At 41.5% G+C, this 24,580-nt stretch carries 23 protein-coding genes; 5 read left to right on the top strand and 18 right to left on the bottom strand.

The features are described 5' to 3' along the window. Positions 1-613, top strand: a 613-nt coding sequence (locus G5B43_RS04030) for a DUF6266 family protein (RefSeq protein WP_206367233.1), incomplete at its 5' end; no start/stop codon positions are given. An 81-nt stretch (positions 614-694) separates the two neighbouring features. Here the strand turns inward: G5B43_RS04030 and nrdF are convergent. From nrdF to G5B43_RS04050, 4 genes are all read right to left on the bottom strand, one after another. Continuing rightward, positions 695-1,678, bottom strand: a complete 984-nt coding sequence (gene nrdF, locus G5B43_RS04035) for a class 1b ribonucleoside-diphosphate reductase subunit beta (RefSeq protein WP_165293448.1) — start codon at positions 1,676-1,678, stop codon at positions 695-697. A 64-nt stretch (positions 1,679-1,742) separates the two neighbouring features. Next, complete coding sequence (nrdE, locus tag G5B43_RS04040) at positions 1,743-3,848, bottom strand: class 1b ribonucleoside-diphosphate reductase subunit alpha (protein WP_165293449.1); 2,106 nt, start codon at positions 3,846-3,848, stop codon at positions 1,743-1,745. Continuing rightward, positions 3,808-4,215 carry a class Ib ribonucleoside-diphosphate reductase assembly flavoprotein NrdI gene (nrdI, locus tag G5B43_RS04045; RefSeq protein ID WP_165293450.1) on the bottom strand — a complete coding sequence of 136 codons (408 nt, stop codon included), beginning with the start codon at positions 4,213-4,215 and terminating at the stop codon, positions 3,808-3,810. The genes nrdE and nrdI overlap by 41 nt, the downstream gene beginning before the upstream one ends. A 26-nt stretch (positions 4,216-4,241) precedes the next feature. Next, entirely contained in the window at positions 4,242-4,475 is a 234-nt protein-coding gene (locus G5B43_RS04050) for a glutaredoxin family protein (RefSeq protein WP_165293451.1), read from the bottom strand. Between the two features lie 516 nt (positions 4,476-4,991). Between G5B43_RS04050 and G5B43_RS04055 the strand changes: the two genes are divergently transcribed. From G5B43_RS04055 to G5B43_RS04070, 4 genes are all read left to right on the top strand, one after another. Then, positions 4,992-6,332 carry an amidohydrolase family protein gene (locus G5B43_RS04055; RefSeq protein ID WP_165293452.1) on the top strand — a complete coding sequence of 447 codons (1,341 nt, stop codon included), beginning with the start codon at positions 4,992-4,994 and terminating at the stop codon, positions 6,330-6,332. Between the two features lie 15 nt (positions 6,333-6,347). After that, a complete protein-coding gene (locus G5B43_RS04060; RefSeq protein WP_165293453.1) occupies positions 6,348-6,953 on the top strand; it encodes an ankyrin repeat domain-containing protein in 606 nt (201 codons plus the stop codon). Positions 6,954-6,983: 30 nt separating this feature from the next. Then, entirely contained in the window at positions 6,984-7,841 is an 858-nt protein-coding gene (locus G5B43_RS04065) for a helix-turn-helix domain-containing protein (protein WP_165293454.1), read from the top strand. Positions 7,842-7,908: 67 nt separating this feature from the next. Continuing rightward, a complete protein-coding gene (locus tag G5B43_RS04070; protein WP_165293455.1) occupies positions 7,909-9,417 on the top strand; it encodes a S41 family peptidase in 1,509 nt (502 codons plus the stop codon). Here the strand turns inward: G5B43_RS04070 and ilvA are convergent. From ilvA to G5B43_RS04140, 14 genes are all read right to left on the bottom strand, one after another. Beyond that, entirely contained in the window at positions 9,414-10,673 is a 1,260-nt protein-coding gene (gene ilvA / locus G5B43_RS04075) for a threonine ammonia-lyase IlvA (protein ID WP_165293456.1), read from the bottom strand. The two genes, G5B43_RS04070 and ilvA, sit on opposite strands and share 4 nt — an antisense overlap. 5 nt (positions 10,674-10,678) lie before the next feature. After that, entirely contained in the window at positions 10,679-11,044 is a 366-nt protein-coding gene (locus G5B43_RS04080) for a YraN family protein (RefSeq protein ID WP_165293457.1), read from the bottom strand. Positions 11,045-11,047: 3 nt separating this feature from the next. Next, positions 11,048-12,202 (bottom strand): 2-isopropylmalate synthase, encoded by a 1,155-nt coding sequence (locus G5B43_RS04085; RefSeq protein WP_165293458.1) that lies wholly within the window; start codon positions 12,200-12,202, stop codon positions 11,048-11,050. A 75-nt stretch (positions 12,203-12,277) separates the two neighbouring features. Next, a complete protein-coding gene (gene leuB, locus G5B43_RS04090; protein ID WP_165293459.1) occupies positions 12,278-13,351 on the bottom strand; it encodes a 3-isopropylmalate dehydrogenase in 1,074 nt (357 codons plus the stop codon). Positions 13,352-13,364: 13 nt separating this feature from the next. Then, positions 13,365-14,816, bottom strand: a complete 1,452-nt coding sequence (locus G5B43_RS04095) for an ATP-binding cassette domain-containing protein (protein ID WP_165293460.1) — start codon at positions 14,814-14,816, stop codon at positions 13,365-13,367. After that, positions 14,816-15,400 (bottom strand): 3-isopropylmalate dehydratase small subunit, encoded by a 585-nt coding sequence (gene leuD / locus G5B43_RS04100; protein ID WP_165293461.1) that lies wholly within the window; start codon positions 15,398-15,400, stop codon positions 14,816-14,818. Before leuD ends, G5B43_RS04095 begins: the two co-directional genes overlap by 1 nt. Positions 15,401-15,581: 181 nt before the next feature. Next, positions 15,582-16,037, bottom strand: coding sequence for a carboxymuconolactone decarboxylase family protein (locus G5B43_RS04105; RefSeq protein ID WP_240904746.1), 456 nt, complete (start codon positions 16,035-16,037; stop codon positions 15,582-15,584). After that, positions 16,024-17,442 carry a 3-isopropylmalate dehydratase large subunit gene (gene leuC, locus G5B43_RS04110; RefSeq protein WP_165293462.1) on the bottom strand — a complete coding sequence of 473 codons (1,419 nt, stop codon included), beginning with the start codon at positions 17,440-17,442 and terminating at the stop codon, positions 16,024-16,026. Before leuC ends, G5B43_RS04105 begins: the two co-directional genes overlap by 14 nt. A gap of 90 nt (positions 17,443-17,532) precedes the next feature. Beyond that, on the bottom strand, positions 17,533-19,014 hold the full coding sequence (ilvC, locus tag G5B43_RS04115) for a ketol-acid reductoisomerase (RefSeq protein WP_165293463.1): 1,482 nt from the start codon (positions 19,012-19,014) through the stop codon (positions 17,533-17,535). A gap of 37 nt (positions 19,015-19,051) precedes the next feature. Beyond that, complete coding sequence (locus G5B43_RS04120; RefSeq protein ID WP_165293464.1) at positions 19,052-19,519, bottom strand: DinB family protein; 468 nt, start codon at positions 19,517-19,519, stop codon at positions 19,052-19,054. 12 nt (positions 19,520-19,531) lie between these two features. Continuing rightward, positions 19,532-20,122: an acetolactate synthase small subunit gene (gene ilvN / locus G5B43_RS04125; RefSeq protein WP_165293465.1), complete on the bottom strand. Its 591-nt coding sequence runs from the start codon at positions 20,120-20,122 to the stop codon at positions 19,532-19,534. Positions 20,123-20,131: 9 nt separating this feature from the next. After that, positions 20,132-21,874 (bottom strand): biosynthetic-type acetolactate synthase large subunit, encoded by a 1,743-nt coding sequence (gene ilvB / locus G5B43_RS04130; protein ID WP_165293466.1) that lies wholly within the window; start codon positions 21,872-21,874, stop codon positions 20,132-20,134. A 68-nt stretch (positions 21,875-21,942) separates the two neighbouring features. Beyond that, positions 21,943-23,643, bottom strand: coding sequence for a dihydroxy-acid dehydratase (gene ilvD / locus G5B43_RS04135; protein WP_165293467.1), 1,701 nt, complete (start codon positions 23,641-23,643; stop codon positions 21,943-21,945). Continuing rightward, positions 23,627-24,517 carry a branched-chain amino acid transaminase gene (locus tag G5B43_RS04140; protein ID WP_165293468.1) on the bottom strand — a complete coding sequence of 297 codons (891 nt, stop codon included), beginning with the start codon at positions 24,515-24,517 and terminating at the stop codon, positions 23,627-23,629. Before G5B43_RS04140 ends, ilvD begins: the two co-directional genes overlap by 17 nt. Positions 24,518-24,580: the final 63 nt, after the last annotated feature.

A 24,580-nucleotide genomic window follows, 5' to 3' on the forward strand; every position in this document is an offset into this window, starting at 1 on the left:
CGGGGCTTATATCGGAAAAGTAGGAAGTGTTTACGGTTATGTACTCAATGGTCAGAACATTATCCGGGGAAAGCGGAAACCATCTACGAAAAAACCAACGGAGGCCATGTTATTAAATCGGGCAAAGATGAAGGTTGCCAGTGGTTTTTCTACGGTGTTAGTTCCTTGTTTACGTTACGGATATAGGGAACTAGCTCCCAAAGGTAGTCGGGTAGGAGCCGTACAATTAGCACAATCACATATTTTCAAAGAATGTTTGGAGATTGATGAGAAAGGTAAACCATTCGTCAATCCGGGAAAAGTACGTGTGTTTCGTGGAAGCTTGAACCCACCGAAGGACTGTTTGGTCTGGCGGGAAAATGATAGGTTACATTTTAAATGGAGCTATGAAGCCACGCGAGGTAGCGAAACCTACAGAGTTAATATTTTAATTTACGACATTGATCATGAGTTCCGATTCAATGTTGCTGAGGAGGATGTGCATAAAGGAGAGTACAGCATGTTATGTACGTTATTAGCATATAAAAAAGGGCCACTACATGTGTATATGGGAGTTGTTGATGTGTATACAGAGGAGTTGTCGGACTCCGTTTATGTTGGGTTAGTGGAGTAGAGCAGCAGTTTCCACTAAAAGAAATAAGCCCTTTTCGAAATCGAAAAAGGCTTATTAAATAGATACGGTTTGTTAAACTTTTTATACTTCCAGCGAAATGTCCATTTTGAAATCGTCATCTTTTAGATGTACAATTTCCATGGCTTTCTCGTAGTTTGTGGATTTCTTCGAGAAGAAATCATGTTGCGTAGTTTCTGTATTCAACCCATTCAATACAATAGGGTTTACTTGCTTCACTTCAAAAATAGGATCGAAACCGAGATTCATTAGTGCTTTATTCCCGTTGTAGCGTACATACTCTTTCACTTCGGCAGTTAGCCCTACGACAGTATACAATTCTTCGGTGTACTTAATCTCGTTTTCATAGAGGTCATTCAACAAATTCAAGAAGCGTGCTTTTACTTCTTCTTTGTTCGGAAGTTTGGCAAATACTTCCTGTGCAATGAGACCTACGAACACACCATGGATCGATTCATCGGCAATAATCTTCTTGATAATGTCTGCGGAAGCGACCATTTGTCCCTGACCGCACAACCAAAGAGGCAAGAAGAAGCCTGAATAGAATAAAAAAGATTCTAATAACACCGATGCACCAAGCGCCATAAAAAGTTCTTCATCGGAGACTTTTTCCTTATCAATGGCACGGTAATATTTATCGATAGTTGCGGCTTTGTACTGTAAGAACTTGTTCTCTTTTACCCAACCGAATACGTCATTGATTTCGTTTGTTGTTGATACTGTCGTAAAAATAGTGGAATATGACTTTGCGTGTATGGCTTCCATCATACACATATACGACAGTACCGCTTTATTCTGCAAGGAGTCGATATGATCGATGATTTTAGGCATACCCGTATGGCTTTGGAGCGTATCTAACAACGTTAGTCCGCCTAATGCTTTCTTATAGCACTCTTTCATGTCCCAACTTAGTCCTTTCCAACTGTCGATGTCTTTGGAAGGGATATATTCCGTATCAATCCAGAATTGTTTGATGTTCTGTTCCCAGAACATCAACACATAGTCGTTTTCAGGGGTATTCCAGTTTACCGCTTTATATTGTTTCATTGTATGTCTATTTTTATTCGTGATCACTAATAGTAAGTGATCGGTTTCTATCTTTTTACCCCAGTTACGCTGAACAGGAGATACATTCTTCTACGGTTGATTTACGTGTACGCGTATAGTACAGCGATTTCAGACCGAGTTTATGGCCATAGATGTAGTATTTCGCTAAATCTCTCGTTGTATCCTTTGAATTGGTGTGAAGAATCGTAGACACGCCTTGATCGATATGACGCTGGATAACCGAGATCAACTTGAGTACCTTGAATTGATCCATATCGTATGCCGACTTGAAATAAAAATAATTATCGTTCGTTAAATAAGGCATTGGATAATAGGTCGTACTGTCACCGTATTCCCGCACTTCGATAATATCTACCACAGGCATAACCGATGCCGTTGCATTCATGATATAGGAAGTAGATTGGTTTGGTGCGATAGCCAAGCGGTAAGCATGGTAGATACCATGTTCTTGTACTTGTGCTTTTAAGTTTTCCCAATCTTGTCTCGTTGGCACGTGGACACCTTCAAACAATTCTTTAACCTTGTCGGTGGTTGGTAAATAGTCTTGCGATGTATATTTATCGAAGTAGGTACCGTCTGCGTAAGCTGATTTCTCAAAGCCTACAAATGTTTTACCACGCTCTTTAGCGATCTCCATAGAAGCTTCCAAAGAATAGTAATTCATCATCATGAAAAAGGTATTGGCAAAATCTAATGCTTCTGTTGATTCATACATAATGAAGCTTTTTGCCAGATAACCGTGCAAGTTCATAGCGCCTAATCCAACGGAATGTAATTCTCTGTTAGCTTTAGCAATGGATGGAACCATATCGATGTTCGTTACATCCGTGACGACAGTTAACGCACGTGTGGCCGTTTTCACAGCTTCTTTAATACGTTTGTTATCCATTACGGTTGCAATATTAAGTGATCCGAGGTTACAGGATATACCATAGCGGATAGTGTCCTCCTTACCATAGATCTCGATATCCGAAACTTCAGAAACCTGCATAATTTCGGTACACAAGTTAGAGAACTTCACTTGTCCGATCCCGTTTAGGGCATGTGCTCTATTGGTATTCTCCTTGAAAAAGATGTAGGGATAACCGGATTCTTTCTGAATTTGGGCAATACGTACCAATAAATGGCGTGCATTAACTTTTTTCTTTTTGACGTTTGGATTGGTAATCAATTCATCATACATTTTATCCATATCCATGTCGTCCAGATATTTACCATATTCTTGCATCACGGTATGTGGATAAATGAGATAGCAAGGTTCGTCTTTTTCGGCCATCTCCATGAATTTATCCGGAACGATGATGCCTATAGAAAGTGACTTAATGCGTACTTTTTCGTCGACATTGATTTTTTTACAATCAAGGAATTCTTCGATGTCGGCGTGAAAGATATTGAGGTACACTGCTCCGGCACCTGGGCGTTGCCCCAGTTGGTTGGCATAGGAGAACGTATCTTCCATGATTTTCATAATAGGAAGAACACCTCCGGCACGACCATCTACACCTTTGATAGCTTCTCCGCGAGCCCGAATTTTGGAAATATTAAAGGAAACACCACCACCGATAGAAGATAGCTTCATGGCGGAGTCGACAGCATAACCTATACCGTTCAGATTGTCGCCAATTTCATCTAAGAAACAAGATACCAATTCGCCGGAACGTTTTTTTCCAGCGTTCAAGAATGTCGGGGTAGCAGGCTGATATTCTTGATTGATCATGATTTCGGCATACTCGATAGCTTTTTGTATACCCTCTTCTCGAGCAAGGAAAAGTGCTACGGCAACCACACGGTCTTCATAGCGCTCTAAGAATTTTTCCCCCGAATCATCACGTAATGCGTAACTCTGGAAGAACTTAAATGCTGCCATGAACGATTGGAAACGGAATTTCTTGGCATGGACATAATTGTATACCTGTTCCATTTCTTCGAAGGTGAACCACTCGTAGAAATTGATATAATAATTATGCTCGATCAAGTAATCAATCTTTTCTTTCAGCGTATAAAAGAAAACAGTGTTCTTGTTTACATGTTCCAAGAAATAGGCACGCACAGCTTCTTTGTCTTTATGTAAGCTGTACTCCTCATCATGCTTAATCATGATTTCGTTATTAAGCAATATCCAATTTTTTGCTACCTCGTTTGCTATCATTGTATTGGTGTTTTATAATTTCAATAAATTGATTGATATCTTCCATGGTGCCAGAAAGCTCGAATTTCATGGCGAGTGGGATATCGTAATCTTCTGATATCTTGTCGGCTGCCAACCCAAAGTTTCTACCCCAGTTCCTGTTACCACTGGAGGTCACGGAATAAATTTTTTCGGCGTGGTTATCCATAAACATCTTCGTTTTGTCCGGCATGCTTCCCATCTTCGTCGTATAAGTAATCAAATGTCCGGACGCTTGAATTTCCAGACTTTCTTCAATCTTATGTGCTTGCCATCCGGTAATTTGGATAACTTTGTTGATAAAGCGCTGAACATTTCCTGTTCGTGAATCGTAATATAGATGAACCATATCTCGCTCCGTTAAAGGTGAAACAATTAAAGGGCTATAGACGCTAATTCTTCGGGTTTGAAACCGATGATGCGTTGCTGTACTTCTTCGTTGTCGAGTACAAGGACCGTTGGAACCGTTCTGATTTTAAACTTAGCAGCTAAATCAGGTTGGTCGAACGGATTGATGGTTTCGTATGTGATCCCTCTATTGTCTAAGAAGGCGGACACTTGTGCGCATGGCGCACAGTCATTTTTTTCGAATTTAATGATTCTTGCCATGTTGTTGTAAGTTTAAATTTGCGAAGATGTTACCATCTTCAAGAAGTTAAAACACGAGACTTGAGGCGGGTCTGCATCTCAAGCATAACAAATATCCAACATTTTAATTCCGAGCGGTAACGATACTTTTCCACATGGTTAACAAACTCGAAGAATAAACCGGGTTCTAGGCGCGTTTTTTCGTATAAAACATTGATTTATAGAATTTGATGTGAATGTTGATAACTTTAAAATCAATTTTGCCGACTAAAATTTACACAAATTTTATATAAAAATTGTATAGGTCATATGGGTAAAAAACTGACTCATTTCTGACGTTTTTTTCGTAGTTGCTGTGTTTGAATAAGTTCGGTTTTTTAGACCAATTTTCTAAAAAATTAAGAAAGAAGTATCGGGGTTATCTTTTGTATGTGATCGTATGGTGTTGGTTTGTTATAAATTGTACAAGTATTGTGATGATTCTTATAGTCCTAGAGATTGTCTAATCGCTATTTTTGTAAAAATGAGATTTATACCATGAACAGAGACTATGTATCCCGTAAGGATTTTATAAGAAATTCTACCTTGCTATTGGGCAGCTTTATGGCCTCCCATCAGGGATTTGCAGCTGATGATGCAACAAGTAAAGATATGAAGAAAGAGATTTTGTGTGATGAACAATCTTTTTGGCTAAAGAACGTTCGACTGGAAACCGGTTTTATATATGAGGAAGGTGAGGTTGTGGCCACATCTACAGCGTTGTTCTGTATAGAAATTTCCAAAGGAAAAATTAGCACTATTGCGCCAAATGATAAGCATAAGCAGGCAATCGACGCGCAGGGGTTATTGATGTTACCCGCTTTTAAAGATATGCATATACATTTGGATAAGACATTTTATGCCGGGCCTTGGCGAGCTACCCGTAAAAGACAGGGAGGAGTGAAAGGCATGATTGCATTGGAACAGGAAATTCTACCAGAGCTGCTAAAAACATCTACATATCGTGCTGAAAAACTTATTGAGCTGTTACAGTCCTATGGGACGGCGTTTGCTAGAAGCCATGTGAATATTGAACCGACATCGGGCCTTAATTCTTTGAAAAATCTTGAAATAGCGCTGGAAAATAAAAAGAGTTTGTTTGGTGCCGAATTAGTGGCTTTCCCACAACATGGCCTTTTTTATACTGATTCTGTTAGTCTTATGAAGGAAGCCGCAACGATGAATATCGATTATATAGGAGGTGTTGATCCATATAGTATTGACGGAAGTATAGAGAAACCTATTGATTTTATCGTTCAACTGGCGCTGGATAATGGAAAGGGCATAGATATACACTTACATGAATCTGGTGATTCTGGCTTAAAAACGGTGGAATATTTAATTGATCGGGTCAATGAAAATCCGGTTTTAAAGGGTAAAACTTTTCTAAGTCATTGCTTTGTGCTTGGTACTATAGAACCAAAAAAACAGGAAGAACTTGCTGAAAAATTAGGGCAAGCAAAAATTGGTATAGTATCGACTATTCCATTTGGGCGATTAATTATGCCTATCCCAACTTTATATAAGCATGGGGTAGATGTTGCTACGGGTAACGATAGTATTGTGGACCACTGGAATACTTTTGGGTCGGGAAGTGTGTTAGAGAAGGCTAATTTGATGGCGCAGCTGTATGGATATAACACGGAATATATGTTGTCGCGTAGCTTAAAGCTTGCCACGTGTAATGTATTGCCCCTCGACGATAACGGGATACAACAATGGCCCAAGGAAGGAAAAGAAGCAAGCTTTGTGCTTTTAGATGCCAGCTGTTCTGCAGAGGCCGTATCCCGGATATCTCCTGTTAAGTCATTGGTATATAAAGGAAATATGGTATTCTAGGAACAGAAGGAGTATATGGAAATGAAAACATCCCCAAAGTCCATTGTATGGGGGGTGCAAGAGAATAAAATAGAGGTTGTTGTAAAAGCACTGGAGCGAGGAATAGATGTGAACACGCAGGACGAGAGTGGAAAATCTTTGTTATTGATAGCAACGCAGGCAGATAACAGAGCGATGGTAGAATTACTTTTACAACATGGTGCAGATGTCAACTTGCAAGATAGCCATCATGATAGCGCCTTTTTGTATGCCGGTGCGGCTGGACAAAGGAGTTTCTTACAACTGTTTTTAAAGCATGGTGCGCGTTTTGATGTATATAATCGTTATAACGGAACTGCACTTATTCCGGCCTGTGAACGTGGTCATGTGGAAACGGTACGTTTGCTGGCTAATACAAGCGGTTTTCCGATAGATCACGTAAACCGATTAGGTTGGACCGCGCTGATGGAAGCGGTGGTGCTTGGCGACGGAGGTGCACGTTACATCGAGATTGTACAAATTTTAGTAGATGCCGGATGCGATACGTTAATTTCGGATAAAGACGGAGTCTTTTCACTACAGCATGCTAAACAGTTGGGGTACACGGAAATAGTGAAAATACTTCAGATCGGAAAAAATTAGTAAATTGTAGAAAAAACAAATACCTTGAATATGGGGGGTCGCAAGGGACAGGAATCTTTTCCTGTTTTGGGGATAAGCCGATATCATGAGGGCCTCTTTTCGAACAACAGCTTGTTGTTCCACGAGTTGCATGGCGAACGGCATATCGATAGACCACATAAGCATGATTTTTTTATGATCCTCTTGTTTGAGAAAGCGAGGGGTATGCACAAAATTGATTTTATCGAGCATAGCCTTGGGGATTATCAATTGCATTTGGTGTTTCCAGGGCAAGTGCATCAATGGCATATTGAGGAGGAAACGGTTGGATATCAACTGATGGTTGATAGATCGTTATTTGAACATATCGTTCCTTCTTTTCGATTTCCACAGACATTTTACCAGAAACATCCTGTATTGCAATTGTCGCCTGAGCAATTTACCACATTGCGATATGAATTTGGACAGATCGGGCAGAGTTTACAGTGTAAAAATATATGTTGGCCTTTGTTAACTTCTCGTTTGCAAATAGTATCCCTTTTGGTGAGTTTAGTGTTGGAAGGTATGTTCAAGGATATTCAAGTTTATAATATAAACCCTATTTTGTCGAAATTCTCCATATTAGTGGATCGCTATTTTAGAGAAAGTAGATCAGTGGGTTTTTATGCAGAGAAATTATATATATCAGCTAATTACCTGAATATCCTATGCAGGAAATATATGTTTATTTCTGCATCCTTTCTCATCCAAGATCGAGTTTTATTAGAAGCTAAAAGGTTACTTAAGGTTTCTGATAGATCTGTCAAAGAAATTGCTTATGAGTTGGGATTTTATGATCAAGCTAGTTTTTCTAAATTTTTTAAATCAAAAACGGGTGTAATCCCTTCTGCTTTTAGAGAACAAAACTAATGCTTAGCGTATCTTTAAGAAATAATAAAAATAACCACTATCTTAGTAACCGACAAATAGACGGTTAATGAACCTACAAAATTATTTACTAGTGTGCTGTTTAGGGCTTTTATTTGCTTGTAAGAAGGAGATAAAACCACCTGTAGAACCAAAGCCAGAACCTACCGAAGATGATTTCATTAAGGGAGATATCTACGACTATTTTAATAAGTATTCCTTATGGACAGAGCAGATTCCGGATCTTGACGAGGAAGGGCGGTTGGAGTTTGCGAAGAAATATTCTTCTAATCAAAGTCTCTTAGCGGGGTTAAAAAACATGACACCTCAATATTCCTTCCAACCCTATCAAACTCTAGATATTACTGTCGGGAATCGCTATGATCGTTATTCCTATTTAGTAGAATCTGGGTCGGAAGGCAATAGTAGCCGTTCTCACGGATTCTGGATGGATACCAATGAAGGTTATGGCATTCAGTTTGGTTGGGGGGTGATTGGTGATGTAAATTATGCGCTTCCTGTTATAGCGTTTGTGGAGGTTGGGTCACCGGCACAGAAGGCCGGTGTTAAACGTGGAATGATTGTTTACAGTGTTAATGGAGAAGAAATTAAGGCAATGCTAGGACAAAGCGGTGAGGTGTCAGGCGCAGATAGTGAGAAATTCAAAAGAAAATTGGAAGAAAGCACCCTGACTTTGAAAGTGAAGACCGTGGAGACACTAGAAGAAGAGGGACAGGACTATACTATGACTTATAGTTCCTCTTACGCGATAGACCCGATTGTCAAAGATTCGATATATAAGTATCCCGAGCATAATAAGAATATCGGTTATCTAGCCTATTCTTCTTTTGAAGAGGAGTGGCGATATGGACACGATAATCAGAAGCGTATGGACGAAGTTTTCAAGTCGTTTGAAGATGCAGGTATCAAAGATCTAATTCTAGATATTCGGTATAATACCGGAGGCTATGTAGATGCAGCTATATATTTAGCGAATAAATTAATAAACAAAGCGGATGACGGGAAATTGATGTTTTATTATGAGGTAAACGATTACCTCAGACCGTATACAGAAAAAGCCTCAGGTGAATTTGATTTTACACCTGTTTCTTTTGAGAAAAAAAACATGTTAGACTTAACAACTATTTATTTTTTGGTCACGGAGCAGACAGCTTCCGCCGCGGAACTATTGATAAATGTGTTAAAGCCTTATATGGACGTTGTGCTCATTGGTGACGCCAATCGTACATATGGAAAACCCGTCGGCTTCTTTCCAGAAGACATTACCGACGACATACAGCTGTGGGTGACATCCTTTAAGACGGTTAATGCAGATGAGTATACAGATTATTGGAATGGTCTTGCAGTAGATGAGGGTTGGATTGTAGACTATTTCTTTCTCGATTTTGGAGATACAAGAGATGATATGTTGGCCAAAGCGTTAGAACGAGCTGTTCCTACCGGTAGCAGTCTACGGGCATCTTCTCGAAAAAGTACGTCTCTTTCCTTGCCACATGCTTTAAATAAAGGCATTATCAACAAAGTGAAAGAACGGAATATGTTGAAAACAAAGGATTAAACCAAATACTCAAACAACGTCTGATCCTTGTTAACCTCGATGAAATCGAATTTATAGGATTTCATTCTTTCGATAAAAGAGATATAATCTTTCGGATCATTTAGTTCGATGCCAATCAATGCCGGACCTCTTTCACGTTCTGTTTTCTTAATATATTCGAATCGGGTAATGTCGTCCTTTGGTCCGAGTACTTCTGTCACAAGTAGGCGTAAAGCACCCGGACGTTGTGGGAAGCGAACGATAAAGTAATGCTTAAAACCTTCGTAGAGTAACGACATTTCTTTAATTTCGCTCATCCGATCGATATCATTGTTGCCTCCGGATACAATGCAAACAACTTTTTTCCCTTCTATCTCTTCTTTGTGAAAATCTAACGCAGCGATGGATAATGCGCCTGCAGGTTCTGCCACAATAGCGTCCTTATTGTAAAGCTGTAAAATGGTGGTACAGATTTTGCCTTCGGGTATTGGCTTCACACTATCAAGTAGTTTACTGCTAATCTCGTACGTTAAAACGCCTATTTTTTTCACCGCGGCTCCATCCACAAATTTATTAATGTGTTCCAGTTCTATCGGGCCGTTATTCCGCATAGCGGCAATCATGGACGATGCCCCTTCTGGTTCCACGCCGTACAGTTTCACATGGGGAGCATGTTTTTTCATGTGATAGCTCAACCCGGACGATAATCCGCCCCCCCCTATAGGAATAATAACAGCATCTACATCCGGAAGATCTTCCAATATTTCTACTGCGACCGTACCTTGTCCCTCGATTATTTTTTCGTCATCGAAAGGAGGAATGAACGTCATGTTGTGTTCTTTTGTATACTCCAACGCTGCTTTTTGACAATCGTCGAACGTGTCGCCCGTCAATACGATTTCAATATTACCGTTGCCCCACATTTCTGTTTGTGTAATTTTTTGACGTGGGGTAGGGCCTGGCATAAAAATAACTCCCTTGATATCTAATTTTTTACAAGAAAGAGCAACACCTTGCGCGTGATTGCCCGCACTCGCACAGGTAACGCCCCGGCGTTTTTCGTCTTCAGATAGACTGACAATTTTATTGTACGCACCACGCAGTTTATACGAACGAACCACCTGCAGATCTTCCCTTTTTAAGTATATCTCCGCATTATATTTTTCGGAAAGGTGTATGTTATATTGCAAAGGTGTACGGTTCACAACGTCTTTTATGCGTTCCGCCGCTTGCCATGAATCTATCCGCCAGTGGTCGGACAAGTTGTTTAAGGTCATATTGTTTAAGAATAACTGCCCCAAAAGGCGTCTTTAACGAGTGAAATATCTTTTTTGCCGTTACGGCTATAAATGGAAACAATATCAAATCTGATATCGCCCTGATGGTTGATTCGTTTTAAAAAAACACCGGCTGCTTTGATGAGGCTTTTCTGCTTTTTTACGTTGACAAACTGAAACGGTTCACCGTATGCGGCTGAACTGCGACTTTTTACTTCTATAAAAGCCAGTATATCGCCCTCTTTAGCAATGATGTCTATTTCCCACCATTTATATCGCCAATTTAATTGTAGAATTTGGTAGCCTTGAGTACGAAGGAATTCCTGTGCTTCCCATTCCCCTTGCTTTCCAAATTCTAAATGTTTGGCCACGTTTTATTTTAATAAAGTATGTAGGTCCTCGTCGTTGATGTCTTTTTTTGCATCTGCCATGATAAGAAACTTCTCATAAATTACGGCAAGGTTATCTTTGTCCAGCTGATAACCTAAACGTTCCAAATGGTGTTTCAATGCATGCCGGCCAGAACGCGCAGTCAGGATAATATCGGCTTCTACCAAGCCTACATCTTCCGGACGTATAATCTCGTAATTTTCACGATGCTTTAAGAAACCATCCTGATGGATTCCAGAACTATGTGCAAAGGCATTTTTACCGACAATTGCCTTATTGGGTTGGACAGGCATGCGCATCATGGAGCTTACTTTACGAGAAATGTGTGTGAACATCTTGCTGTTGATGTTGGAGGTTAACCCCGGAAATTGACTTGCGTGCACTTGCATAATCATCGCAACTTCTTCCAGCGAGGTATTTCCTGCGCGTTCTCCGATGCCATTGATGGTACATTCTACTTGACGAGCTCCGTTTTGAACAGCGGCGATGGAATTGGCTGTAGCTAATCCTAAATCATTATGGCAATGTGCAGAGATGATAGCTTCATCGATGTTTTTCACATTCTCCTTTAAGTATTTGATTTTGGCGCCATATTGATCTGGCAAACAGTAACCGTTGGTATCGGGGATGTTGACAACGGTAGCGCCCGCAGCAATGACAGCTTCTACCATGTTGGCTAAATAGGCTAAGTCTGCCCGGCCAGCGTCTTCTGCATAAAATTCAACATCTTCTACATACGATTTGGCATGCTTTACCGCCGCAACAGCGCGTTCCAAAATTTCCTCACGTGTAGAATTGAATTTGTATTGTATATGCATATCCGACGAGCCGATTCCCGTGTGGATACGCGGACGTTTGGCATACTTCAACGCATCAGCGGCAACATCAATATCGTTCTTATTTGCACGTGTAAGCGCGCAGATAATAACATCATCTACTGCTTTCGATAGTTCGACAACCGACTGGAAATCCCCTGGACTCGATACGGGGAATCCCGCTTCGATGATGTCGACACCTAAAAGCTCTAAATCTTTGGCAATATCTATTTTTTCCGAAGTCGTTAACTGACAACCTGGAACCTGTTCACCATCGCGTAGGGTCGTATCGAAAATATATAAATGATTAGGATCGTGTAACATAGTCTTATAATTATCTAAAGATGATCCGCCAGCTGGCGAATCGGTTAAAAACCTAAAATTAAAAAATATTTTTCCTTATCTCAAACATTCCAATACTTTGGCGCCCATCTCGTTCGTACCCAATAGATGTGTAGTAGGTGTTTCTGCATTGGCGATATCGCCGGTTCGCCAACCTGCTTTTAGCGTGTCCGCAACCGCTTGGGTCACCGCTTTGGCTTCGTCCTGTAGGCCGAAAGCAATATCGAGCATTAAGGCCGCTGATAAGATAGATGCTAATGGGTTTGCTTTGTTCTGTCCTGCAATATCGTGCGCGGAACCATGAATAGGTTCGAAAAATCCGGTTCCATCACCAATAGATGCCGAGGCTAACATGCCCATAGAACCAGCAATCTGAGAAGCCTCGTCCGTCAGGATATCTCCGAACAGATTGGCCGTCAATACGACATCGAACTTTTTAGGATTCTTCACTAATTGCATAGCGGCGTTATCGATAAACATGTGTTCTGTTTCCACATCCGGATATTCACGAGCTATTTCCTGGACGACATCTCGCCATAAGCGAGACGTTTCCAATACGTTTGCTTTATCAACGGAGCACAGCTTTTTGTTACGCGTACGAGCTGCGTCATAAGCTTTACGTGCAATGCGTTCTACTTCGTAACGGTGGTAATTCATTAAATCCGAAGCAAAAGTATTATCTTCACTGCGTGTTTTTTCTCCGAAATATACATCTCCAGTCAACTCGCGGAAAAATAAAATATCTGTTCCACGTAGGACTTCCGGCTTTAGGCTGGAAGCTTCTAACAACTCATCAAATAGTAATATCGGGCGGAGGTTGGCATACAAACCTAGTTCTTTCCGTATTTTCAATAAACCCTGTTCTGGTCTTACTTTCGCAGAAGGATCATTGTCGTATTTAGCATGTCCGATAGCACCAAATAGGATGGCGTCTGCTATTTTCGCTTTTTCTAGCGTTTCATCGGGTAGGGGATTACCTGTTGCTTCAATAGCCGTATGTCCCATGATGGCTTCGTCGAAGCTAAACTCGTGGCCGTATTTCGCCGCTATTGATTCTAATACTTGTTTTCCCCATGTCGTTACTTCTTGTCCAATACCATCTCCGGGGATGATTAAAATATTTTTGTTCATTTGTATATAATTATTATATCGTTATTTCCTCTACCACCTCACCTCTTTCCAAAATAAGTTTATGTTCTATGCAAGAAGGTAATTGTGATTCATAATGACCGACGTAAATTAGCGTATTGCCATGTGCACATAGCTCGTCTACCACAGCGTTGAAATGTGTGGTTTGTGCGATATCCAGTCCTTGACAGGGCTCGTCCAATATGAGTAATGGTGGGTTTTTGATGATGGTTCTTGCCAACAGAGCCAAGCGCTGTTTCCCTAAGGGAAGTGTCTGAAGCAATTGGTTTTTATAGGGCAATAAATCAAAGAAATCCAGTAGCTGCTCCATACGTTTTTTTTCTTCGTACTTCACATCCATAAACCAACCGATGCTATCGTAAAACCCCGAGGCCACCGTATGCCATACGGTCGCATTGCGGTCGAAATACCAATGCATCTCTGGTGAGATAATACCCACCTTTTCCTTAATGTCCCAAATGCTCTCGCCCGAGCCGCGTTTGGTTCCGAATAACCAAATGTCTGAAGAATAGGCTTGGGGATGATCACCATTTAATAAACTCAACAAAGTGGATTTACCCGAGCCATTCGGCCCTTGCAACAACCACTTTTCGCCTGCTTTTACCCTCCAACTTACATTCTTTAATACGATTTTGTCTCCATAGCGAACAGATACATTTTTCAGCTCAACCATGGTTTGGCTAGAGGTTTCTGGTTCCTTTTGTAAAAAATAGGGAAGAGGCTTCTTTTCGCGGACATGATCTCTTGAAAAATCCTCCGCCTGTTCCACCACGTTGAGTTGACCGTTTTCGATTTCAGCAAAACGATTGATGCAAGAGGGGAGGCGTGAATCGTTTGTAATTAAGATCAACGTTGTCCCTTTACGGGCAATTTCATTGAAAATATCTAGGAGGTTAATCCTCGATTGTTTGTCAAGCCCTGTAAAGGGTTCGTCAATGATTAAAAGTTGTGGATTAAGCCAGAGAGCTTGCACCAATTGGAGTTTTTTATGTTCGCCACTAGATAGTTCAATCAGCTGTGTATCTTTACTGTTTTCGAAACCTAGTGCGCGCAAAATAGGCTCGACATCCGCATAGCGAAGGTCGTTTTTCTGTCCGAAATGGATGAGGTCAGCGTAAACGGTGAGCGTATCGTTTTTCTGGAATTTATTATAACGCTGTTGATAATAAAAGTTACGGTCTCCTTCCAAATTGGTAAACTGATACCAATTGGAAACATAATAAGCGCATGGTGGACATGTGCTATGTCCATCAAAATGAAAGGTGATTTCTCCCGTAGCTTTCTCTTCTCCTACGATCGTTTTAGCTAAAGAAGTTTTTCCTGTACCGCTTTTACCACCGATAACCCAATTTTCGCCTGGATATATATTCCAATTAAAATCTGACAACACCGCTTGGCCAGCGTATTGGAGATTCAAATGGGCAATATGGACGACAGGTTGTTCCATTAGCGTTGTTGTTCGTAAGCTTCAATCACTTCTTTGTGGCTCAAGATGTAGTCAATATCGTCATAGCCATTGATTAAACAAGATTTTTTGTACGGGTTGATTTCAAACTCAAAGCTGTCTCCCGTAGCGTTGATTGTTACTGTTTGTGCTTCTAAATCAACGGTTAGTTCCGCATTCGGATCCGCAAAAACGACGTCAAATATTTTCTCTAAAAATTCATCTGGAACAGTTATGGGCAATACACCGTTGTTTAGTGCGTTGCCTTTGAAAATATCGGCAAAGAATGAACTGATGACAACGTTAAAGCCATAATCTTGGATAGCCCATGCAGCATGCTCGCGGGAAGAACCGCAACCAAAATTTTTGCCGGCTACCAATATTTTTCCGCTGTATGTCGGATTATTCATCACAAAATCCGTTTTCGGTTGCCCGTTACTATCATAACGCCAGTCGCGGAATAAATTGTCACCGAATCCCTCTCTCGTGGTTGCTTTTAAAAAGCGTGCAGGGATAATTTGGTCGGTGTCGATATTTTCAATAGGTAGGGGTACTATCCTTGATGTTAATTTTTCAAATTTTTTCATTCGAATAGTTATCTATGAGTGTTAAATCTCAATTGTATAGATGAGCTCGTTTCACTCGGTTATCTATGAGTGTTAGATCTCAATTGTATAGATGAGCTCGTTACACTCGGTTTGTTTATTCATTATCTGTATGCCTTTAAAAGCATACATGCTGCTTTCAGCAAGTTATCAGATTTCAACGTTATATCTCCGGAAAACGTCCGGTTGTTATTCCAATTCTATTCCAAGCGTTCATCGCGATGATAGCCATCATAACCTCCGTAAAATATTGCTGGCCTAAAATCTCCAGCGCTCGGTCATATACGTCATCCGGTACACCTTGTTGATGGATGAGGGTGATACAATCACACAGCGCCAAGATTGCACGTTCCTCTTCAGAAAAACAAGGTACCTCATGCCAAACCGACAAAAGATGTATACGTCTGTGCTCTTCGCCATAATGTATAGCATCCTGAATGTGCTTATCGATACAATAAGAGCAGCCATTAATCTGAGATACTCTGATTTTAATCAATTCGGCGTGGATTTTAGAAATGGAAGTTTGTGCAAGGTACTCTTCAAAACGAAGCATGGTTTGAAAAGCTTTTTTATCCACATCTCCCAAAAGCTTACGGTTGGATGGTTTAAACAACATCATATTCCTCCAATAATAACTCCCTAACGTCCACAATTTTTCCGCTTACAGCAGCAGCAGCAGCGGTCAAGGGACTGGCAAGCATGGTACGCGCATTTGGACCCTGTCGGCCTTCAAAATTTCTGTTAGAAGTCGAAACACAATATTTTCCTGCCGGGATTTTATCCTCATTCATACCCAAACAAGCCGAACAGCCTGGTTCGCGAAGCATAAAACCTGCTTCTTCAAATATTTTATCTATCCCTTCTTCTTTCGCTTGCGCTTCTACCTGTTTAGAGCCCGGAACAATCCATACCTCTACATTATCTGCTTTTTTCTTGCCTTGTACAAAAGAAGCAACAGCCCGTAAATCCTCGATACGGGAGTTGGTACAAGAGCCGATAAAAACATAGTCTACCGGATGCCCTAATAATGTCTCATTATCACGGAAGCCCATATAATCCAATGCTTTTTTATACGATGGACGTTCGGATTCAGGTTGATCTACAGTTGCCGGAATGGCTTCCGAAATACCGATTCCCATTCCCGGATTGGTTCCATAGGTAATCATGGGTTGAATGTCAGCAGCATCAAATTTCAATACCGCATCGAATTGTGCATCTTCGTCGGAATACAATGTTTGCCAATAGGCAAGAGCCTTATCCCAGTCTTCGCCCTTAGGCGCAAATTCCCGGCCATGAACATAGTCGAATGTCGTTTGATCCGGAGCGATAAGTCCACCGCGGGCACCCATTTCTATACTCATGTTACATACCGTCATCCGACCTTCCATACTTAATGAGCGAATAGCTGAACCTGCAAACTCGACAAAATACCCTGTACCGCCAGCAGCGGTTGTTTTGGAGATGATATATAAAACAATGTCTTTCGCGCCAACGCCTTTTGCCAACTCACCGTTAACTTCGATTTTCATCGTTTTTGGTTTTTGTTGCAATAGACATTGTGTGGCAAATACCTGTTCTACCTGCGATGTTCCAATTCCAAACGCAATGGCACCGAAAGCACCGTGCGTAGAAGTATGACTATCTCCACATACCATTGTTTTTCCCGGTTGGGTAATACCTAACTCTGGTCCGATAACGTGAACGATACCTTGATAGGGGTGTCCCAAGCCGTAAAGCTCAATACCAAACTCCTTACAGTTTTTGGTCAACATATCCACTTGATACCGTGAAAGTTCTTCTTGGATTGGAAGATGTTGATTGAGTGTAGGCACGTTGTGATCCGCAGTAGCCACCGTTTGATTCGGACGAAAAACCGGTAATCCTCTTTTCCGTAATCCGTCAAATGCTTGAGGCGAAGTTACCTCATGAATCAAATGCGTATCTATATACAAAATATCTGGGAAGCCCTCCTGGCGCTTGACGACATGCGCATCCCAAATCTTCTCTACTAATGTTTTTCCCATTTCTCTCTTTTTTTGTGATATAGTTACAAAGTTACGAGATAGACCGCTATTCCCGTAACCTTGCAACCCTTTGTCACCTTATAATGCCTCTTAAACAGTTTTGATGGCCTTCATCGCAGTCATCGCTTTACGTAATCTAACGCCCACGGTTTCTACAGGATGGCTACGTAAAATCTCGTTCACTTGGACAAGCTGAACGTTGTCTACAGAGCCGTCTTTTCCTTCGTTGAAGTTTTTACCTACTAGATCGGTATCTACTTTTTTCATGAAATCTGCCAACAACGGCTTACATGCTTGATCGAATAAGTAGCAACCATATTCAGCCGTGTCTGAAATGACCCGGTTCATTTCGAATAATTTTTTACGCGCAATGGTGTTTGCAATCAAAGGTGTTTCATGCAACGACTCGTAATAAGCAGATTCCGGTTTAATACCTGCTTCCACCATGGTTTCAAAAGCTAATTCTACACCTGCTCTTACAAAAGCAACCATTAACAAATAGTTGTCAAAGTATTCTTGCTCGCTAATTTTTACATCACCTGCAGGTGTTTTTTCAAAAGCAGTTTCGCCTGTTTCTGCTCTCCATTTTAATAGATTGGCGTCTCCGTTTGCCCAATCTTCCATCATCGTTTTGCTAAATTCGCCCGACATGATATCATCTTGGTGTTTTTGGAATAATGGACGCATAATGTCTTTCAATTCTTCCGATATTTGGAAAGCTTTGATTTTTGCTGGGTTGGACAGACGATCCAGCATGCCACTTACGCCACCATGTTTCAAGGCTTCTGTAATGACCTCCACGCCATATTGTACTAGTTTCGAAGCGTAACCTGCGTCAATACCTTTTTCTACCATTTTATCAAAAGATAAAATCGAACCGGTTTGCAACAAACCACAAAGGATGGTTTGTTCACCCATCAAGTCGGACTTCACTTCGGCGACAAATGAAGACTTCAATACACCGGCACGGTGTCCACCTGTACCTACACAATATGCTTTTGCGTAAGGCCATCCCTTACCTTCTGGGTCATTTTCTGGGTGTACAGCAATTAAAGTAGGAACACCGAAACCTCTTAAATATTCCGCACGGACTTCAGAACCGGGACATTTAGGCGCTACCATGAGAACGGTAATGTCTTTACGTATCTGCATACCTTCTTCTACGATATTAAAACCGTGTGAATAAGATAGCGCAGCTCCTTGTTTCATCAATGGCTGAACAGCATTGATAACCGATGTATGTTGTTTATCAGGTGTGAGGTTGATTACTAAATCTGCCGATGGAATCAATTCTTCGTAGGTTCCTACGTTGAAGTTGTTGTCCGTAGCGTTTTTCCAAGAATCTCTTTTTTTTTCAATAGCTTCTTTACGCAATGCATAAGATACATCCAATCCACTGTCTCTGAGGTTTAAGCCTTGGTTCAAGCCTTGAGCACCACATCCCACGATTACGATTTTTTTACCTTTTAGCGCGTTAACGCCATCAGAGAATTCATTGGAATCCATAAATTCTGCATGTCCCAATTGGTTTAATTGCTCTCTAAGAGGTAATGTGTTAAAATAATTTGCCATTGTTTTTGTTATTATAATACGTTTGTTTTTGATTGATTTATTTTTTAATTGCTCTCCGTTGGGCCATAGCATAACCGAAATGCGTGTTATCATGTCCTACAGTCGTGACTAAAAGCTCTTCGATACTGTTTATTAGCTCGCCAAAGGTGGAGGTATCAAAAGGAACGATTTTTTCGAATATCCCTTTCTGGTAATCTTCCTGTATTTTTTGAATAGTAGAAATAGCCAGCTGCTTGAGTTCAGCGACTTCTTCCGCCGAAACAAAATATTCGGGTTTTGAACCTTTTTTGTACGCTTCGATATACTTGACGAAAGATGTATCGGAAGTGATGCCCGTCCGCACATAGCATAGTGTTTGTGTACTCACGACGATGTGGCCGAAGTTCCAGATGATATTGTTGTTAAAACCCGCTGGAATTTGATTAAGTTCATCTAGAGTAAGTTCGTCCAATAAACGGATAAAAGCGTTACGGCTGTCTATAATAAATTTAAATATTTCTGTCATTTTTTTGATTCTTTACATCGTGAACACATCATCCCGTTGGTCAAGGTATTCATTCTCGACAATCTCCGGAGCGGGTTCTTCCCGTTCAAACTGTTTTATTTTTGTATGGAAGCCGGCACTGTCCTTGATGATGGCAATACGAGCACCGCGCACAAACTCGATGAGTCCATATTCACCTAAGGCCGCTGTCAGACGGTCGATTTCTTCACGATGGCCTGCCGTTTCAAACACGGTGTAATCATGTCTAATAACGACGGCAGAGGCACCATACTCCCGGAGGAGACGCTCCACGGACGCCTTTTCGGCGATGACCTCTGTTGGAACTTTGTAAAGGGCTTGCTCTTGCCAGATCAATTCTTCATCTGTATTGTAATAGGCTTTTAAAACCTCTACTTGTTTTTCAATTTGCCGACACAGTTTACGAACCACGTCTTCGCTCTCGTTGATTAAAATCGTAAAGCGGTGAATGCCTTCTACCTCTGATGGTGAGGTGTTCAAGCTTTCTACATTGATCTTTCTTCTGGAAAAGATACCCGAGATGCGTCCTATCATACCGATAGAATTCTCTGTGTATAAGGTGATCGTATATTCTTGTTTTTCCATTGCTTGCTTTTACTTTAAACGTATTTCCGAAACAGAAGCACCCTGTGGGACCATTGGGAAGACATTGTTTTCCTTACCGACCATAACTTCCAAAAGGTAAGACCCGTCATGGTCAAGCATCGTCTTTAATGCTGCTTGTAGATCTTTACGCTCAGAAATTTTATTTCCTTCAATGTGATAGCCTTTTGCTACAGCGACGAAATCCGGGCTCGTTATGTTGACAAAAGAATAACGTTTGTCGTTAAACAGCTGCTGCCATTGACGTACCATACCTAAAAACTCGTTATTGAGGATGAGAATTTTGACTTTTGCACCAAATTGCATAATCGTACCCAGTTCTTGGATGGTCATCTGGATGCCGCCGTCGCCGATGATAGCAATGACGTCGCGCTCTGGAGCGCCATACCATGCGCCGATAGCCGCAGGTAGTCCAAAGCCCATTGTTCCCAATCCTCCGGAAGTAACGTTCGACTTCGATTTATTGAATTTTGCATAACGGCAAGTGACCATTTGATGCTGCCCTACGTCGGTTACAATAACCGCATCACCTCCAGTCAATTCATTCAAGACCTTGATCACTTCGCCCATCGTCATGACATCCGATGTGGGGTTCAATTCATCTTGGATGACTTCTTTAACTTCCTTTTTTTCTAATTCGCGAAATTCAGCTAGCCAAGCGCTATGATCATGCGGTTCGATCAGCTGCGTTAACATTGGAAGGGTCTCCTTACAATCGCCCCATACGGGTACGGTGGCTACCACATTTTTGTCGATTTCGGCTGGATCAATATCTAAATGAACGATTTTTGCCTGCTTGGCATATTTGTCCAATCGACCGGTCACACGATCGTCAAAACGCATCCCGATAGCGATTAACACATCACATTCATTGGTCATGACATTAGGCGCATAATTCCCGTGCATGCCGAGCATACCAACATGCAATGGATGATCCGTTTCCAGTGCACTTAAACCCATGACGGTTGTCGCTGCCGGAAAACCGCCCTTTTCGATAAAGCTTTTTAAGTCTTGCTCAGCCTTACCTAAAATGATACCTTGTCCAAACAACACAAAAGGTTTTTTCGCGCTATTAATAAGCGCTGCTGCTTGTTCTATATATTCCTTACGCACAATTGGTTTGGGACGGTAACTACGGACATGATCACACTTTTCGTAGCCTTTGTAATCAAACAACTGTATTTGCGCGTTTTTTGTAATATCAATTAAAACGGGGCCGGGACGTCCGGTTTGTGCTATATAGAATGCCTTTGCCAATACGCTTGGAATTTCCGTCGCATCGGTAACTTGATAGTTCCATTTCGTGACCGGAGTCGTGATATTGATGACGTCTGTTTCCTGAAAAGCATCTGTTCCCAATAACGAAGCAAACACTTGTCCTGTAATACACACGATAGGATTACTGTCGATCATGGCATCCGCTAATCCCGTCACTAAATTTGTCGCCCCAGGACCACTGGTCGCAAATGCGACACCAACACGCCCAGACGTGCGTGCATAGCCTTGTGCAGCATGGATTCCTCCCTGTTCATGACGGACCAAGATATGGTTTAATCGATCATTGTAATCGTATAATGCGTCATATATAGGCATAATCGCCCCCCCTGGATAGCCAAATAGGGTATCTACTCCTTCTTGAATCAAAGCTTCCAATACAGCTTGAGACCCACTTAATTGGGTTTTAGGCGCTGAAGACTCCTGTGGCTTTGATCGTGTTTTTTCCAGTGTACTCATATTTCTTTAGTATCTAGATTTTAGTACTTTTTTACTTCTCACTCTTCACTTGTTACGCTACACTCTTTTTAAAGATCCGTTACACAACCTTGTGAAGCATTGGCAACTGTTTTCGCGTATTTATACAACACACCTTTGTTTACTTTTAATGCTGGTTGTTTCCAGTTTGCCCTTCGGGAAGCAATTTCTTCATCCGATAGGTTTACGTTAATAGTGTTGTTTACCGCATCGATTTCGATGATGTCATCGTCTTGTACAAGACCGATAAGACCGCCTTCGTAAGCTTCCGGTGTGATATGGCCGACGACGAAGCCGTGCGTACCACCGGAGAAACGACCATCTGTGATTAAAGCAACGGATTTCCCAAGACCGGCCCCGATAATCAACGAGGTCGGTTTTAACATCTCCGGCATGCCAGGAGCGCCTTTAGGCCCTTCATTTTTAATGACGACAACATCGCCGGGTTTAATGCGCCCTGAGGCAACACCTCTTGCTAAGTCTTGTTCTCCATCGAATACGCGAGCAGGACCTGTAAATTTCTCTCCTTCCTTGCCCGATATTTTAGCTACTGATCCTTGTTCTGCTAAGTTTCCGTAAAGAATCTGCAAATGTCCTGTTTTCTTGATCGGGTTATCCAACGGCTGTATAATCGGCTGATCGTATGCCATAATAGATTTAACCTCCGCTAGATTTTCTGCTATGGTTTTTCCCGTAACGGTTAAACAGTCTCCATGTAATAGACCTGCATCCAATAGATATTTCATGACAGCAGGCGTACCACCGTACTGTTGTAAATCTTGCATCAAAAATTTGCCCGATGGCTTAAAATCTGCTAATACAGGTGTTTCGTCAGACATACGTTGGAAATCATCGGGTGTGATATCAACACCTACTGCTTTACCTATCGCGATAAAATGCAATACTGCATTTGTCGATCCACCCATAACCACAATCACACGCATGGCATTTTCGAAAGCTTTGCGCGTCATGATGTCGGTCGGTTTGATATCTCTTTCCAAAAGCGTATGCATATATTTTCCTACCTCCAGACATTCCTTCTTTTTCTCCTCTGAGATAGCCGGATTAGAAGAAGAATATGGCAAGCTCATGCCCAAGGCCTCAATAGCCGATGCCATGGTATTCGCCGTATACATACCGCCGCAAGCACCTGCGCCAGGACAAGTATGACGGATAACACCGTCGTAATCCTCATCCGAAATCGTGCCCGCGATTTTTTTGCCCAAAGCTTCGAAAGCGGATACAATATTTAATTCTTCGCCTTTATAATGGCCTGGTGCAATTGTTCCTCCGTATACCATAATAGCCGGACGGTTTAATCTGCCCATTGCCATAATGGCCCCTGGCATGTTCTTATCGCAGCCCGGAATAGCGACTACACCATCATAGTATTGGCCACCACAGATTGTTTCGATACTGTCTGCGATGACATCACGGGATACCAACGAATAGCGCATTCCTTCTGTACCATTGCTCATTCCATCGCTTACGCCGATTGTTCCAAAGGTGAGTCCGACTAAATCACTATTCCAAATACCTTGTTTTACTAATTGGGCCAAGTCATTCAAGTGCATGTTGCAGGTATTTCCATCATACCCCATAGAGGCAATACCGACTTGCGCTTTGTCCATATCGGCGTCTGTAAGTCCGATGCCATATAACATGGCTTTTGCTGCAGGTTGCGTTTCATCTTGTGTAAAGATGCGACTGTACTTGTTCATTACACTTTTCATGTCAGATGATGACTTCATAATTCTCTTCTTCTAAAACTAATTTTTTATATTTCCTTTGGATAGAAGCACCAATGGTGTGCTCCCAGTCTTCTTCATACATAATGCCGTCCACTTCTTTAATGCCGATGATTTCGGCTGCGGTACCACACAAAAAGGCACTGTCTGCTTCGTGAACGTCTTGAACGGTCAGCTTTTTTTCTATCACTTCAATATTTAAACTCCTGCACAGTTCAATGACTGTCCGTCGCGTAATACCAGGGAATATATTCCCTAACGGAGGGGTGTATAGCTTAAAGTCTTTCTCTATAAATAAGTTTTCGCTAGATGCTTGCGCTAAAAAACCATCGTGATCCAGCATAAGTGCTTCGTCAAACCCTTCACGTATCGCCTCACTCGACGCCAAAATAGCATTGATATATTGACCGGATACTTTTGCTTCAATCTGAAAAGATTTGGGGTGGAGACGTTGAATTTTGGACGTGCAGACTCGAAGTAGGTTTTGTCCTAAATAAGGGCCCCATTCCCATGCAGCAATCATAATATGCGCATCTTTTGCGGAAGTAAGGTGCATGTTCGAACCGGAAAATACAAGTGGACGGATATAAGCAGATCGCAGATTATTCGTCTCTAATAAAGCGTACGATTTTTCTATCAATACTTGATTGTTCCAATGATACGGAAGGTTGATGGCTTCACATGACCGCTGCAAACGTGCAAAATGTTCTTCCGCTTTAAAAATTCTTGTGCCATGGTGTGTGCCGTATGCTCTTAATCCTTCAAAAGCACCGTATCCATAATGCAGTGATTGACCGAATAGATCGATTCCAGCGTCTGTAGCTTTTACAAAATCTCCATCCAAATAAATGTAAGTGTCTTGATTATAATACTGCATATTATGGCCTCCCGTTTTCGCTACGGTCAAGTTAGCGCTATTAAAAATTCTTTACAATAGCAA

Origin of the sequence: Sphingobacterium sp. SGR-19, assembly GCF_011043555.1 — a bacterium.
Classification (GTDB): Bacteria; Bacteroidota; Bacteroidia; order Sphingobacteriales; family Sphingobacteriaceae; genus Sphingobacterium.

Excerpts from the sequence above, each read along its gene's own strand:
- nrdF (WP_165293448.1), bottom strand. The coding sequence starts at position 1,678 with ATGAAACAATATAAAGCGGTAAACTGGAATACCCCTGAAAACGACTAT.
- nrdE (WP_165293449.1), bottom strand. The coding sequence starts at position 3,848 with ATGATAGCAAACGAGGTAGCAAAAAATTGGATATTGCTTAATAACGAA.
- nrdI (WP_165293450.1), bottom strand. The coding sequence starts at position 4,215 with ATGGTTCATCTATATTACGATTCACGAACAGGAAATGTTCAGCGCTTT.
- G5B43_RS04050 (WP_165293451.1), bottom strand. The coding sequence starts at position 4,475 with ATGGCAAGAATCATTAAATTCGAAAAAAATGACTGTGCGCCATGCGCA.
- G5B43_RS04055 (WP_165293452.1), top strand. The coding sequence starts at position 4,992 with ATGAACAGAGACTATGTATCCCGTAAGGATTTTATAAGAAATTCTACC.
- G5B43_RS04060 (WP_165293453.1), top strand. The coding sequence starts at position 6,348 with ATGGAAATGAAAACATCCCCAAAGTCCATTGTATGGGGGGTGCAAGAG.
- G5B43_RS04065 (WP_165293454.1), top strand. The coding sequence starts at position 6,984 with ATGGGGGGTCGCAAGGGACAGGAATCTTTTCCTGTTTTGGGGATAAGC.
- G5B43_RS04070 (WP_165293455.1), top strand. The coding sequence starts at position 7,909 with ATGAACCTACAAAATTATTTACTAGTGTGCTGTTTAGGGCTTTTATTT.
- ilvA (WP_165293456.1), bottom strand. The coding sequence starts at position 10,673 with ATGACCTTAAACAACTTGTCCGACCACTGGCGGATAGATTCATGGCAA.
- G5B43_RS04085 (WP_165293458.1), bottom strand. The coding sequence starts at position 12,202 with ATGTTACACGATCCTAATCATTTATATATTTTCGATACGACCCTACGC.
- leuB (WP_165293459.1), bottom strand. The coding sequence starts at position 13,351 with ATGAACAAAAATATTTTAATCATCCCCGGAGATGGTATTGGACAAGAA.
- G5B43_RS04095 (WP_165293460.1), bottom strand. The coding sequence starts at position 14,816 with ATGGAACAACCTGTCGTCCATATTGCCCATTTGAATCTCCAATACGCT.
- leuD (WP_165293461.1), bottom strand. The coding sequence starts at position 15,400 with ATGAAAAAATTTGAAAAATTAACATCAAGGATAGTACCCCTACCTATT.
- G5B43_RS04105 (WP_240904746.1), bottom strand. The coding sequence starts at position 16,037 with ATGATGTTGTTTAAACCATCCAACCGTAAGCTTTTGGGAGATGTGGAT.
- leuC (WP_165293462.1), bottom strand. The coding sequence starts at position 17,442 with ATGGGAAAAACATTAGTAGAGAAGATTTGGGATGCGCATGTCGTCAAG.
- ilvC (WP_165293463.1), bottom strand. The coding sequence starts at position 19,014 with ATGGCAAATTATTTTAACACATTACCTCTTAGAGAGCAATTAAACCAA.
- G5B43_RS04120 (WP_165293464.1), bottom strand. The coding sequence starts at position 19,519 with ATGACAGAAATATTTAAATTTATTATAGACAGCCGTAACGCTTTTATC.
- ilvN (WP_165293465.1), bottom strand. The coding sequence starts at position 20,122 with ATGGAAAAACAAGAATATACGATCACCTTATACACAGAGAATTCTATC.
- ilvB (WP_165293466.1), bottom strand. The coding sequence starts at position 21,874 with ATGAGTACACTGGAAAAAACACGATCAAAGCCACAGGAGTCTTCAGCG.
- ilvD (WP_165293467.1), bottom strand. The coding sequence starts at position 23,643 with ATGAAGTCATCATCTGACATGAAAAGTGTAATGAACAAGTACAGTCGC.
- G5B43_RS04140 (WP_165293468.1), bottom strand. The coding sequence starts at position 24,517 with ATGCAGTATTATAATCAAGACACTTACATTTATTTGGATGGAGATTTT.